Raw genomic sequence first — 13,197 nt, 5'->3', positions numbered from 1 at the left:
CTAAAAGAAACAAGCAACTTCCTTCTTAGCTCAGTTGGTTAGAGCATCTGACTGTTAATCAGAGGGTCCTTGGTTCGAGCCCAAGAGAGGGAGCAAATCTTTTAGCAAAAACATAGGTAACCTATACGGTTATTCCTTCTTAGCTCAGTTGGTTAGAGCATCTGACTGTTAATCAGAGGGTCCTTGGTTCGAGCCCAAGAGAGGGAGCAAAAAGTTCAACAGCAATGTTGGACTTTTTTTCGTTTAAAGTAGTTTTTTCTACCGTTAGAATTATTCGAGCCCAAAGCCTGTTCCGATTTTCTCGGAAAGAGGGAGTAAAAAAGTGCAACAGCAATGTTGGACTTTTTTTCGTTTAAAGTAGTTTTTTCTACCGTTAGAATTATTCGAGCCCAAAGCCTGTTCCGATTTTCTCGGAAAGAGGGAGCAAAAAAGTGCAACAGCAATGTTGGACTCTTTTTCGTTTAAAGTAGTTTTTTCTATCGTTAGAATTATTCGAGCCCAAAGCCTGTTCCGATTTTCTCGAATTGTTGTCTAAATCTGATATGAAAGATTTAAGTGTTTTGGACAATCATAGAAATCATTTTTTGAGGAACAAAGAATTCTATTTTACTTTAAGTGATTATTTTAGAGTAAGTTATGTTTTTTGTTGGTTTTTTTTAACTAATTTTTTAATTGAATAATAAATAAAAGTATCGGTTATGAAAAAAATGCTAACATTTCTAACGTTTGTAATCGTATCATTTAGCTATGGTCAGGAAAATATAAGCGTTAGCTTTTCTAATGATTATAAAGACATATATCATCTCTCTCTCATTATATATACTCCAGATGGGAAAATTCAAACAAGAGTAAGCAATTTAAATCCAGACGAACTTAAAACCTACTCTTTACCGGTTAATACAGAAATTTTTATGGCAGATTCAAAACAAGAGGCATTTGCGATGAGAGGAAATGATATTAAAGCAACTGGTGTGAAACCTACACTTGTTATCAAAGAAATAGAAGATAAAAAAATTGTGTTTAAGCTAAGTTTAATTGACAAATAATATTTTTACCTGTTAATTAATTTTAGGACTTTAAAACAAAGCTGTATTTATTTTGTGCAGATGTGAGAATGGTTAAAGTTAAGTACATTTCCACTTGATACTAACTCTATAATTTAAATTGTAGTGTGATTAAATAAATAGGAAACTGAAAGCTTGTTTGTGTTGTTTTTTCAAATATATATCAAAAAAAATCCCGAGTAATGCTCGGGATTTTCTGTATTGAGAAAAATTGAATTATTTTTTCTTTTTTGCTCCTTTTTCTGCTTTTGCAGCCTCTTGAGCAGCTTTCATAGCCGCACGAGAAATTCTCACTTGACAAACAACTGTGTTGTCTGGGTGTAAAATTTTGTAATCAGGAGTACCTAATTTAGTAACATATAATTTGTTACCCATTGCTAATTCAGAAATGTTTGCTTCAACGAAATCTGGTAAGTTTGCAGGTAAAGCTCTCACTTTTAATTTACGTTGGTTTAAACGTAAAACCCCTCCTAATAAAACTCCTGGAGATGTTCCAGTAACTTTAACAGGTACTTCCATTGTAATTTCTTTTGCAGCATCTAGATTATAGAAATCTACGTGTAAAATTTTGTCAGAAACTGGGTGAAATTGAATATCTTGTAAGATACCATCAAATTTCTTTCCACCTTCTAATTCAATTACTACAGTGTGCGCTTCTGGAGTGTAAACTAAACCTTTAAATGCTCTTTCTTCAGCACTAAAATGTACTGGATTTTCCCCTCCGTAAATAACGCAAGGAACCATTCCAGCATTACGTAAGGCTTTAGTAGCTACTTTGCCCACGCTTTCTCTTTGTGATCCTTTGATCGTAATTGATTTCATTTGAAATAAATTAAAATTAATAAAAATAAATTGGTTAGTAGTTTAAAGGAATGAACATCTTCAAACCGACTAACTTTACATTAAAAACTTCCCACTAATGGAAGTGTTGTTTTGAACCATGTGCATTACTTCTGCAAATAATGGCGCACAACTCACCACTTTTATTTTCTTAGATTCTTTCTTTAACGGAATAGAATCTGTTACAATTAACTCTTCTAATTTGGAGTTTTCAATTTTTTCGTACGCTTCACCAGATAAAATAGGGTGTGTACAAATTGCTCTAACACTCAAAGCGCCTTTTTCAATCATTACATCAGCGGCTTTTGCTAATGTACCTCCGGTATCAATCATGTCATCTACTAAAATTACATGACGTCCTTTTACCTCTCCAATCAATTCCATTGTATCGATTACATTGGCCATTTTTCTTTGTTTGTAGCAAATTACTACATCCGATTCTAAAAATTTAGAATAAGCATACGCTCTTTTTGAACCACCCATGTCTGGTGAAGCAATCGTTAAGTTTTCTAAACCTAAACTTCTTACGTAAGGTAAAAAGATGGTTGAAGCAAACAAGTGATCTACTGGTTTTTCAAAGAATCCCTGAATTTGATCGGCATGTAAATCCATGGTCATAATTCGGGTGGCTCCTGCTGTTTCTAATAATTTAGCTACCAATTTAGCTCCAATCGGAACTCTTGGTTTGTCTTTTCTGTCTTGTCTTGCCCATCCAAAATAAGGGATGACCGCTGTGATGTGTCTGGCTGATGCTCTTTTAGCCGCATCAATCATTAATAACAATTCCATTAAGTTGTCTGCACTCGGAAAAGTGGAACATACTAAAAATACACGAAGACCTCTGATAGATTCTTCAAATGATGGTTGAAATTCGCCATCACTGTATTTTGAGAAGGTTACTTTACCTAGCGGCACACCATATTTACTGGCAATTTCTTCCGCTAGATACACACTTTGCGAACAGGCAAATATTTTTGCTTCAGGCTCGTTGTATGACATTTTAATTTGTTGTTTTGTAGTTAGTTAGTTGCGTGCATGCGTAATCGGGTGCAAAGGTAGAAATAAAATTGAACTCTGAAAGTAAATTTTTAAGTATTTTTCGGTTGAAATTAGAAACTTTACTTATATTTGCACTCCAATTAGTTGCACTGATGGCGGAATTGGTAGACGCGCACGACTCAAACTCGTGTTCTTCGGAGTGTGGGTTCGATTCCCACTCGGTGTACTTTAAACCCTAACTTTTGTATTAAAAATCAAAGTGTTAGGGTTTTTTTATTTTTGTATTTGTATGGTTATTGTATTGTTTGAGCCAATTTATTCAAAAATCTTTCAAAGAGCAAAATTTAATAACATTCAAATAAAGTTGAAACTTCTTAAATTTAGATATTAATTGCAATATTTTTTGATGTAGTTATATGCATATTGATAACCTAATTCACCTGATTTACTAAAATCTAAACAAGCTTCTTCTTTTTTACCTTGACTATATTTACATGCACCTCTTATACAATAAGCTTGTCCATCATTTATGTCTATAATTAATGCTTGTTCAGAATTATATAATGCTTCATCTATATTTTTCAGTTTATAGTTACAAAATGATTTATCTGAATATGCTGTTCTTACAAGTTCTTTATATACTGTTGAAGCAATTTGTATTCCATATTTTTTGCTTACAGTATGATATCTTTCAATAACAAAATCATAATCTAAAATTGCACCTCTAAAATCTGATAATTGCATTTTTAGGAACCCTCTATTATTGTAAACTTCAACTTTTATTTCTTCAGGATTTGAATTTTGTATAGCAGAATTGTAATCTTTCATTGCATTTTGAAAATCTTTCATGTAAAAATGGGCTTGACCTCTATAATTATAGATTTCATATTCATCCAATTTATTTTCTGTTGGTTTAGTATAATTGCAGTTAAGAGCATTTGTAAAATATGTAATTGCCTTTGAATAATCATTCTTTGCCATATTTTCAACTCCTTTTAGGTAAAACTCTACTTTAGAGAGTTTCTCAACTTCTTGACTTTGAATTGTTATTGTAAATAATAACAAAGTAATTTTTAAAACTATTTTTTTCATATTTATTGTTTTTTCATTTATTCTAGTAAGTGTTCAATCCATTCAACTACAAATAAGAGTATGTGCATAGTAAACACAATTCCTGCTATAGTAAAAAGTGCAATTGAAATACTTCCAAAGTATTTTAAATCTTTTTTTTGTTCTAAATCTCTATCACTAAATTCAGAGTAATAAATATTTATGATAATGATTAATGCCAAAAATGATATAATTAAGTAGTACTTATTAGATATAATTTCCCTAATCTCTTCTGTATAAACAAAGCAAGAAACAATCAGGCTTATAATCATTGTAAATACACTTGCGAATAATATCTGAATTTTATTCATACAGTTATTTTTAAATCAATTCTTATCTTTTACGATATGTGGATTTAACAAAAATAGAACAAATTTTGAATATATCTTATAAGATAATAAGTGTTGGAAAATTTGTTGCAAAAAAGGGTAGGTAAAAAAATAAAAGAAATTCGTGTTGAGAAGAATATTTCACAGCAGGAACTTGCTGACCTATGCGGTATTGAACCTAGTAATATGTCAAGATTAGAGGCTGGTAGAGCTAATGCAACTTTAGCAACTATTGAAGTAGTTTCTAAAAATCTTGGGATAGAACCTATAGAATTATTTCGCTTTTAAAAAGGCACTTCTTCTTCATCTAAGTCATTGTTAATACAATCATTTTTTTCTGCTGGTAATTGAAGCTCATCATAATTGTTTAAATCATCAATGACTGCGTCATACAAAAAGAAAATGCCAATTGAAGTCTTATTGAAAAATTTCTCTTCAATTAAAAACTTAACCCAATTAGTAAATTTTTCATGTATAGGGTTTATGTTTGTTGGTCTTAATAAGATATAATTATAATTAGGAGAACACAATTGGTCTTTATTACAATACTCTAGTTTTAACTCACATCTACATTTTATTGGTTTTGCATTTACAAGTTCTTTAAAAAAATAACCTATATTACAATAGGAATAGACAAAGGGATTGGTCTGAATTGCTGTCCAATCCCATTTATCTCTAAAGTGTTCTAATATTTCTATTGACCAATGTATCTGATGATTTTTAGACAAAATCTTGAAATCAATATTGCTTTCATAATCAATCATATCCTGAAGTTCAAAAGGAAATTCTAAAAACAAAATTTCTTTTAATACTAGTGATTGATATTCAAGAGGATATTCATTCAGATTTTTCTGTATCATATTTAATCTAAGTTGTCATAAAAGATAAAATTAAGAAAACGCTATTAATATTAATCTGCATTATTTTACAATTTTTAATTTACTTGTTTAGAGCGTTGTTTTAGTGTAGTTCACACATGCATAAATTTAGCAAGTTGATTCATTAGTGAAACTATAATAACCATTTTTTGAAATAATTAGATGGTCTAATAGTTTAATGTCTAATAGTTCAGAAGCACTTTTAATTTTTTTCGTAATTTCTATGTCTTGAAGACTTGGCTTCAATCTTCCACTTGGGTGATTATGAGCCACAATTATTGAAGTGGCATTACATTTTAAAGCTACAGCAAATAATATTTTAATATCAACAACAGTCCCAGCAGTACCTCCTTTTGAAAGGTTATATATTCCTAAAACTTGGTTTGCTCTATTCAAAAGTAAAACTTTAAATTCTTCCTGTAATTCTATAGTACCAGCAAACCAAGAAGCAAGTAATATTTCGTAGGCATTATGACTTGATTCAATTTTTGGTTTTATACTACTGTTTGTATTATAGCTAACCTGTATTTCTGCTAATAAGTTTTCCATATCTAAAAAAATAAAAAAAGTGTCTGAGATAAATATTTAAATAAATCTCAGACACAAATTAATACTACAAGCTGTTAAGCATGTTCTAACTCTTCTTTTGTTGAGAATGAATTTTCTTCATTCATACTACTAACAAATTCATCAACTGTAGTGCTACTTCTTTCTACTTTTTGTGTAATAGCCTTTTCTTGATTTTCAGCTTCATCAACATACTCAAATCTATGGGCTAGAGTAATGACTTCACCTGTATCTTTAATTGTATAATTATAGGGCTCACAATCAACCTTTTCTACTTTGCCTGGCAACTCTGTGCCAATTAATGCCTGACAGGTTAATTCATCAAAAGTAGATGAAATTGAAGCCTTATTTGCTGTTGCATAAAACTTACCTGTTTCTTTTGATTTTACCATTGAAATTCCTGATTGAATCTCTAACACAAAGAAATCTTTTCCTTCCTCTGTTGTTCTCTTTTGATAGTTAACAATTCTTACCATTTTTTAATAATTTTTGAGTTGAATACATATTTTTAGAACCATTAAAAAGTACCAGCAGTAGAATATCTATAAATCAATATGATATTATTTTCTGCTGGTATAATTTTAGTTTTCCTATAAATGGGTGGGGGTATTGAATTGATTATAAAGGGGGTATCTATATTTGAGGAGGTGCTTTGTAAATTCACCTCTTTAAATTTTTTTTGAAAAAAAATAATAACTAAAAAGGATTTTATATATTTAAAAATTATTATAAGATTTAATTATGCTACACTTTCATTACTGCCAAAATTATATTAACAATACTGAGCCAGAAATTGACTCTATTGTAAAAAAATATTTTAAAGAATATTCAAATAGAGAAAATTTAAAAGGAATTGGAAAAATAGCTCCATTTACAAAAGGTATCTTTGTTTTCAAAATTAAGACTCCATATGCTGAAATTATATTGGAAGAGAAAAACATTGAAATTAATAATGAAATTTTGAATGTCTACTTTGTAAGGGGATTTAAAAATGGATTGCAAGATTATGTTGAGATAAGAGATGGAAAATGGACCTTATATAATGAATTGCAAGAAGATGAAATTGAAAAATTTAAAACGAATTTTATAATCAACAACATAGTTGTAGAACACAACACAAATCAACCTCCGCAAACACTTTTAAATTGGCAGAATGAATATAAGTTAAGAGTTGATTATGATATATATGAAACTGAAGAATGGGTTAAATTCGCAATGAATAATTCTTCAGATGAAGGTATGAAAAGTGATGAAACAAAACTTTATTTACTAACATTAAAAGAAGTTTTGTCTGAAAATAAGTTACTTATTAAATCTGTAAATAAAGGTGATGGTTTTGAGACATTTAGTGTCATTTTAAATGATATAGGGATTTTGTATACTAAGGTGTTGATTGATAATAACTCAATTTATATTTTACATAATGGTGGAAATATAAAAACACAAACTGCTCATTGGAATAATGTAATGAAATTTAGATTTGATAAGGATAAAAAGTTTAGTTCATTACATGATGTTAGTAGTGTTTCATTAAAAGCATATCCAGGTTGGACATTAAACAACCCAGACCTTTGGACTAAAATTGAAAAAAATAATGAATTAGGAAACCTTTCTCTTTTACCAGAACAAACTGAATTTTTAAAGAATTTTAAATTTCCAAAGTACATAAATGGTCAGGCAGGAAGTGGAAAGTCCACAATGTTATATTATCTTTTTGCAAATGTATATTACTATAAATATGCTGGAGAAATTACAGGAGATGTAATCTTTTTAACAGAAAACGAAAAGCTTTTAGAACATACTAAAGCTTCTGTTTACGATTTATTACTCCATAATCCTGAATTTGATCTGTCTAGTGAAGATATTGCTATAGTTAACGTTGATAAACATTTTCACCCTTTTAAAAATTTCTTATTAAGTTTATTGCCAGATGATAATGAATTGTTTAGTTCAGATAAGTATTTAAACTTTTCAAAATTTAAGTTGCTTTATGAACAATCAAAAATTGCAACTCATATAAAAAATAAATTTTCTGCTGAGTTAGTTTGGTTTACATTATCAACTTATGTTTTTGGAAATAGTTTAGATTGTCAAATCACTAGTGATAACTATCTTGATGAAATGCCAAAAGAAGGAAAAGAGTTAATTTCATTAGAAGATTTAAAGGGAATTGAAAAAGAAATTATTTTTCCATTTTATAATAAACTTCTTAATGAAGAAAACTATTGGGATAAAATAAAACTAATAAAATTCATAAATAATAACATATCTATTACTAAAAGTTATGATGTGATTTTCTGTGATGAAGCTCAAGATTTTAGCAGGGTTGAGTTAGATTTCATAATGAAACTATCTTCATATGCAAAATTCAATCTTAGTAACGTTGAACAATTTCCGATTGTTTTTGCGGGTGATGCTTTACAAACAGTTAATCCAACTGGATTTAGGTCAGAAGCATTAACAGCAATGATTTATAATGAATTAACAAATAGTAAAACTGGATATAAATTAGATGCTAGCACATTAGAATTTACTCCTACTTACAATTATAGGTCTTCTCAAGCTATCGTTAATGTTGCTAATGCTATTCAGAATTACAGAAAACAAGAATTTTCAGCAAATATTAAACAACCCCAAACTTCTAAAAGACCAGTAGTGTTTGAGAATGAGCATTTAAATGTTTTTGTAGATTTTGATGATTTTGCAAATGATGAATCCCTTCAAAGAAAAATTGAATTCAAGACAATTATTGTTCCTGTAAATTATGATGAAATTGAGAGTTATAAAGAAACAAATCCAATTTTAAAGAATTTTGAGAATATTATTTCTGCTGTAGATGCCAAAGGACTTGATTTTAGTGAAGTGGTAATTTATGGATTTGGTGATTATATTATTAATAAAAATTCGGGTGTTTACGAGAGTAGATATTTGTATAATAAGCTTTACGTAGCAGTGACAAGAGCACAAGCTGAACTTGTTATAATTGATAGTTCAACCTCAAAAGAAGGTTTTTGGAAGCCTCTAATTTACAAATACCTTAAGTCTGATTGGGCAAATCAAATAAAGCCAAAGCCAACTAATTTTGAAGAAATAATAATTTTTGATTCAGGGGAAATAATTCAAAGTTCATCTAATATTTTAGAGAACGATGCAAATAGACAAAAAGACCAAGGCGTCTTGGAAAAAAACATACCTCTTCTTCAAGTTGCTTCAAGTCACTTTATAAAACTTGGAAATAAAAAAGAGTATTACATATGTCTTGCAAAAATTGAAGAAATTAAAGATAACTGGAAGAAAGCATCTGAATACTATCTAAAGAAAGAAGTTGGTGCTGAGGGTGTTGAAATGGCAATATCTTCGCTTTGGACTGGTCAGCTTTGGATAGATTTAGTAAGTCTCAATGTAGAAATCAAAAACCCAAAGCAACAATTAATATTAACTATTGCCAAGTTATTTATTGAAAAATCACTTTCAGAATCAAGTTTAAATATTCTATATGATAATTTAGTTGAATTAAGTAAGCTTCTTAACAAGACTATTTGGAGAAAGCAAGCTCTAAAATTAATCGCTGATTTACTAGTTGATGAATTTGACAGTGAGAGAATTGGGAAGATTGCAGAAATCTTAACTGAAAATTGCCATAAAGGTGATGAAAACATATTAGAACAAGTAGGAAACAAATACTTCACACTGAAGAAATATCAATTAGCAATTGATGCGTTTGAAAGAGCTAATATTGAGAAAGAAAATTACTTAAAATCTAAGCTTGAATTAGCCAAAAAGAAAGGGATTGTTGAGGAAATCATTATCTATCAAGGAAGAATTGTTAAAGATACAGATTGTGATAAAGAGGAAATTGCAAATGAAATTGTTTCAGTTTATATTGAAAACAATCTTGAGGAAAAGGTTTTCAAAAACATATATGTAAATCTTTATGCTTATATGGCTTTTATTGTTGTCAACAACAATGATGTAATGTTATTAGAAATATCTAGAAAGGTTGAAAAATCCTTTTCAGAAAAAGGAAGACAAGTTGAGTTGGCAGATTTCTATTCTAAATTAATAGTATATAATAATATTGATAATTCAATGTATAATTTTATTATAGAAAGATGGGCAAAAAATAATTTTGAAGCTGGAATTGATATTGAAACAATAAATAAAGATTATCAAGTTTTTTCCAAACTTAAAAAATCAAAATATATTCCTTTTACTATTACTGAAATTGAAAATATTAAGAAATTTCCAGACCAACTTAAAAAGATTAAGTCAGAACATCTTTCAGATATAGAAATTAGTAATTTTAGAAAATTTCAAAAATTAGAAATTAAAAATTTAGGATTAGTTAATCTTATTGTTGGAGATAACAATATTGGCAAAACATCACTTCTTGAGGCGTTATTATTTACAGAAGATAAAAAAGATTATCTTGAAAGGTTAGCTTTTTCTTATATTGACAGGATAAATATTCATCCTGATAAGTCTGAAAATTCTGAAGGAGTATCTTGGTATTTTAATTTAAATAAAAGTTTTTTAAATGATTATGAAAGATGTAGTGAGGAAAAAGAAAATATTGGATTTAGAGTATATAACAATAGATTTTTTTCAGATTATCAAATTAAGTTTGATGAAAATTTAAATGGGAATGAAGGTCAAAATATAATTAGTTATGATAAATCAGACTTTTTATTTTTAAATAATCTTCCATATGATAATGGAGTTAAGATGCCATTTATTGCTTATGGTAAAGGATTTGGTCAAGAACTTGCATCTGTCTATGACAAAGAGATTAGAAGTAACAGAAGTTTAGAAAGTATCTTTTTAGCAAATTTAAAACTTTTCATCCCTAATGTTGAAAGTGTATATGTTAGACTTGATGGTTCAATTGATATTAGAGATAGAGATTATGTGGTAGATAGACCACTACATCAATATGGAGAAGGTGCTAATAAGCTTTTCAGAATTTTATTATTATTAACACTACATAAGGGTAAAAGGTTACTTATTGATGAAATTGATGCAGGTATTCATTTTTCAAGATTTAAAGAATTTTGGAGAATATTACTAAATATAGCTAAAAAAGATAATACTCAAATTATTGCTACCACTCATAATGATGAATGTATACAATTCTTTACTGATGTGTTAAATGAAGATGATTTTGGAGCAGAATATCAGAAATTATCAAGAGTTGTACAAATGAAATTTGTCAACAAATTAAAAGTTCGTTCTTTTGAATTTGAGAGCTTTAATTTAGCATTTGAAGATGGAGTTGAACTTAGAGGAGGTGAATAATTATGAGTAAAATTAAAATATTTTGTGAAGGAATTACTGACCAAGTCTTTATTGCAGATTGTATTGAACTTTTTTATGGTTTTGAGTCAACTAGAGTCGATAAAAAAAATTCTAAATTAGATATTAAATTTTCAAACGGAATTGAAATTATAGATGTTGGCGGTTGTAGCAAACTTTCTAATGAAATTTACATATCTCAACTTGAAGATAATAAAGCCTTAAATGGTGTTAATGTTGTTATTTTTGATGCAGACTATACTGAGTTAGGAAATGGAAATAAAGGATTTGACTCTTGTAAACAAAAACTAGAAGGGATTAAGAGAGATAAAAATGTTGATTTTGATTATTTTTTATGGCCAAATAATAATGATGATGGGATAGTAGAAGACTTACTTAGAAAATTAATCCCATCGGATAAAGAAGTTGTTTATAATTGCATTGAATCACATCAGGCTTGTTTGTCAAGTCTAGCTGTTCCAAATATTAGGTTTGCTGAATTAAAAGATAAAGTTGGGTATTATTTACATACAGTTAATTTAGAGTCAAGAGCAAGGTTTAGAAATTATAAAAATGCTGATTATTGGGACTTAAATCATGAAAGTATCGGGGACTTAAAAAAATTAAAATCTTTTTTGGATACTTTTTTATATAATTAAAAAACAAGTAATAATGTCAAAAAAAATATTTATATCATATAGTTGGGGGTTAAAAGAACATCAGGATTGGGTAGTTAATTTAGGTAAAAGATTGATGGATGATACTGTTGATGTGATTTTAGACAAATGGAGTTTGAAAGAAGGAAATGATGTTCATCATTTTATGGAGAGTATGGTTCAAGCTGATGATATCTATAGAGTTCTAATTATTTGTGACAAAAACTATAAAAACAAATCTGATAATAGAGATGGAGGAGTAGGTACAGAAACTCAAATTATTACTTCAGAAGTATACAATAATCAAAAACAAGAAAAATTTATTCCTATTGTTATTGAAAGGGATTCCGATAACAACCCTTATTTACCAATCTACTTATCGTCAAGAAAATATATAGACTTTAGTAATGAAGAATACTTTGAAGAAAGTTATGAAGAGTTATTAAGGAATATTTTAGAAGCTCCATCAATACCTAAGCCTAAGTTAGGGACAAAAGTACCTCTATATATAACTGAATCTGTTACGAATAATACAGCAACAAATTCTATTGTTAGAACTTTAGACAATCAGTTAAAAAAAAATCCTGAAAAAATAAATAGTTACTCTATTCAGTTTTTAGACACTTTTTTAGAGTCATTGTGGGATTTTGAATTAAAAAGCACAACACATATTCTAAATGATTTCGTTGAAGAATTAATAGATGGTTTGAAATCTTATAAAATTTTGAGAGAAGATTTTATAGATTTCCTTTTTATCATTACTAAAACGGAATACGAAATAGATGTAGACAACTTAATAAATTTTTTCGAAAAAAAATCTTTGTATAGCAGACCAAGAGTAGATACTGGAAGTTGGAATTCTATTAATTATGATATCTATAAAATAATCTTTCAAGAACTTTTTTTATATACAATATCAATTTCTCTAAAAAACAAGAATTATAAGTTGGTAGAAGAACTATTACATTCTAAATACTATTATATTGATGTTTACACTAAAACAGAGCCTAAAAGGTACACGGAATTATACACATATCACACTAATCTTGAAAGGTATTTTGAAACTAAATTTAATAGAATTACAGGTTTTGGTCATTTTATAATTACAAATCTTTCGGATAAAGTTAAAAAGGGCGATATGGTTTTTGCTGATTTGCTATGTCATTATATTGGTGATTTATTTGCGGGTAATGATTATAGAGATTCTTGGTTTCCAACAACTTATTTATATAAAGAAAACTATAGTAATTTTGATTTTTTTGAAAGATTAAGCTCTGAGCGTCATTTTGAAAAAGTAAAATCAATATTTGATGTTAACTCAAAAGAAGATTTAAAAAAATTACTTGGTGAATACAAAGAAGGTAAAAAAGATAAAGATAGAATTAGATATGGTAGAGGTCATGATTCAATTCCATTTTTACATGAATTGGTTAAAATAGAAGACATTGGTATAAACAGATAA

12 protein-coding genes and 3 tRNA genes are annotated in these 13,197 nt (G+C 28.5%); 8 read left to right on the top strand and 7 right to left on the bottom strand.

Annotated elements, in window-relative coordinates:
• Window positions 1–19 precede the first annotated feature (19 nt).
• From G4D72_RS09945 to G4D72_RS09935, 3 genes are all read left to right on the top strand, one after another.
• Window positions 20–93: transfer RNA gene (locus tag G4D72_RS09945), tRNA-Asn, on the top strand.
• A 40-nt stretch (window positions 94–133) separates the two neighbouring features.
• Window positions 134–207 (top strand) — tRNA-Asn (locus tag G4D72_RS09940).
• Between the two features lie 491 nt (window positions 208–698).
• Window positions 699–1,046: a hypothetical protein gene (locus G4D72_RS09935; RefSeq protein WP_166077533.1), complete on the top strand. Its 348-nt coding sequence runs from the start codon at window positions 699–701 to the stop codon at window positions 1,044–1,046.
• A gap of 234 nt (window positions 1,047–1,280) precedes the next feature.
• On the opposite strand, the gene G4D72_RS09930 is transcribed toward G4D72_RS09935, so the two are convergent.
• The gene (locus G4D72_RS09930; protein WP_166077532.1) at window positions 1,281–1,886 is read right to left on the bottom strand and encodes a 50S ribosomal protein L25/general stress protein Ctc; all 606 of its coding nucleotides are present in this window, start codon (window positions 1,884–1,886) and stop codon (window positions 1,281–1,283) included.
• A gap of 75 nt (window positions 1,887–1,961) precedes the next feature.
• Window positions 1,962–2,903 carry a ribose-phosphate pyrophosphokinase gene (locus tag G4D72_RS09925; protein WP_166077531.1) on the bottom strand — a complete coding sequence of 314 codons (942 nt, stop codon included), beginning with the start codon at window positions 2,901–2,903 and terminating at the stop codon, window positions 1,962–1,964.
• A gap of 146 nt (window positions 2,904–3,049) precedes the next feature.
• Between G4D72_RS09925 and G4D72_RS09920 the strand changes: the two genes are divergently transcribed.
• Window positions 3,050–3,129 (top strand) — tRNA-Leu (locus G4D72_RS09920).
• A gap of 161 nt (window positions 3,130–3,290) precedes the next feature.
• On the opposite strand, the gene G4D72_RS09915 is transcribed toward G4D72_RS09920, so the two are convergent.
• Both G4D72_RS09915 and G4D72_RS09910 read right to left on the bottom strand, forming a co-directional pair.
• Complete coding sequence (locus G4D72_RS09915) at window positions 3,291–3,995, bottom strand: tetratricopeptide repeat protein (protein ID WP_166077530.1); 705 nt, start codon at window positions 3,993–3,995, stop codon at window positions 3,291–3,293.
• Window positions 3,996–4,012: 17 nt separating this feature from the next.
• A complete protein-coding gene (locus tag G4D72_RS09910) occupies window positions 4,013–4,195 on the bottom strand; it encodes a hypothetical protein (RefSeq protein WP_166077528.1) in 183 nt (60 codons plus the stop codon).
• Between the two features lie 219 nt (window positions 4,196–4,414).
• Here G4D72_RS09910 and G4D72_RS09905 point away from each other — a divergent pair, with 219 nt between their 5' ends.
• Window positions 4,415–4,630, top strand: coding sequence for a helix-turn-helix domain-containing protein (locus G4D72_RS09905; RefSeq protein ID WP_317165242.1), 216 nt, complete (start codon window positions 4,415–4,417; stop codon window positions 4,628–4,630).
• Here the strand turns inward: G4D72_RS09905 and G4D72_RS09900 are convergent.
• The 3 genes from G4D72_RS09900 to G4D72_RS09890 all read right to left on the bottom strand — a co-directional run bounded on the left by G4D72_RS09900 (window position 4,627) and on the right by G4D72_RS09890 (window position 6,263).
• On the bottom strand, window positions 4,627–5,202 hold the full coding sequence (locus G4D72_RS09900; protein ID WP_166077526.1) for a hypothetical protein: 576 nt from the start codon (window positions 5,200–5,202) through the stop codon (window positions 4,627–4,629). The genes G4D72_RS09905 and G4D72_RS09900 overlap by 4 nt on opposite strands.
• 126 nt (window positions 5,203–5,328) lie before the next feature.
• Window positions 5,329–5,769, bottom strand: a complete 441-nt coding sequence (locus G4D72_RS09895; protein WP_166077525.1) for a JAB domain-containing protein — start codon at window positions 5,767–5,769, stop codon at window positions 5,329–5,331.
• Window positions 5,770–5,843: 74 nt separating this feature from the next.
• Window positions 5,844–6,263 (bottom strand): hypothetical protein, encoded by a 420-nt coding sequence (locus tag G4D72_RS09890; RefSeq protein ID WP_166077524.1) that lies wholly within the window; start codon window positions 6,261–6,263, stop codon window positions 5,844–5,846.
• A gap of 265 nt (window positions 6,264–6,528) precedes the next feature.
• Between G4D72_RS09890 and G4D72_RS09885 the strand changes: the two genes are divergently transcribed.
• The 3 genes from G4D72_RS09885 to G4D72_RS09875 are packed head-to-tail and all read left to right on the top strand — an operon-like array spanning window position 6,529 to window position 13,197.
• A complete protein-coding gene (locus tag G4D72_RS09885; protein WP_166077523.1) occupies window positions 6,529–11,082 on the top strand; it encodes an AAA family ATPase in 4,554 nt (1,517 codons plus the stop codon).
• Between the two features lie 2 nt (window positions 11,083–11,084).
• Window positions 11,085–11,738: a DUF3226 domain-containing protein gene (locus G4D72_RS09880; protein ID WP_166077522.1), complete on the top strand. Its 654-nt coding sequence runs from the start codon at window positions 11,085–11,087 to the stop codon at window positions 11,736–11,738.
• 13 nt (window positions 11,739–11,751) lie between these two features.
• Window positions 11,752–13,197: a toll/interleukin-1 receptor domain-containing protein gene (locus tag G4D72_RS09875; RefSeq protein WP_166077521.1), complete on the top strand. Its 1,446-nt coding sequence runs from the start codon at window positions 11,752–11,754 to the stop codon at window positions 13,195–13,197.

It is taken from the genome of Flavobacterium difficile, assembly GCF_011392115.1.
Classification (GTDB): Bacteria; Bacteroidota; Bacteroidia; order Flavobacteriales; family Flavobacteriaceae; genus Flavobacterium; species Flavobacterium difficile.
Note: the sequence above shows the minus strand (reverse complement) of the source record. Positions and strands in the feature narration are given on the sequence as shown.

Bases quoted from the DNA above. Each gene is read 5' to 3' on its own strand.
- G4D72_RS09890 (WP_166077524.1), bottom strand. From the start codon at position 6,263: ATGGTAAGAATTGTTAACTATCAAAAGAGAACAACAGAGGAAGGAAAA.
- G4D72_RS09935 (WP_166077533.1), top strand. From the start codon at position 699: ATGAAAAAAATGCTAACATTTCTAACGTTTGTAATCGTATCATTTAGC.
- G4D72_RS09930 (WP_166077532.1), bottom strand. From the start codon at position 1,886: ATGAAATCAATTACGATCAAAGGATCACAAAGAGAAAGCGTGGGCAAA.
- G4D72_RS09885 (WP_166077523.1), top strand. From the start codon at position 6,529: ATGCTACACTTTCATTACTGCCAAAATTATATTAACAATACTGAGCCA.
- G4D72_RS09900 (WP_166077526.1), bottom strand. From the start codon at position 5,202: ATGATACAGAAAAATCTGAATGAATATCCTCTTGAATATCAATCACTA.
- G4D72_RS09875 (WP_166077521.1), top strand. From the start codon at position 11,752: ATGTCAAAAAAAATATTTATATCATATAGTTGGGGGTTAAAAGAACAT.
- G4D72_RS09895 (WP_166077525.1), bottom strand. From the start codon at position 5,769: ATGGAAAACTTATTAGCAGAAATACAGGTTAGCTATAATACAAACAGT.
- G4D72_RS09880 (WP_166077522.1), top strand. From the start codon at position 11,085: ATGAGTAAAATTAAAATATTTTGTGAAGGAATTACTGACCAAGTCTTT.
- G4D72_RS09925 (WP_166077531.1), bottom strand. From the start codon at position 2,903: ATGTCATACAACGAGCCTGAAGCAAAAATATTTGCCTGTTCGCAAAGT.
- G4D72_RS09915 (WP_166077530.1), bottom strand. From the start codon at position 3,995: ATGAAAAAAATAGTTTTAAAAATTACTTTGTTATTATTTACAATAACA.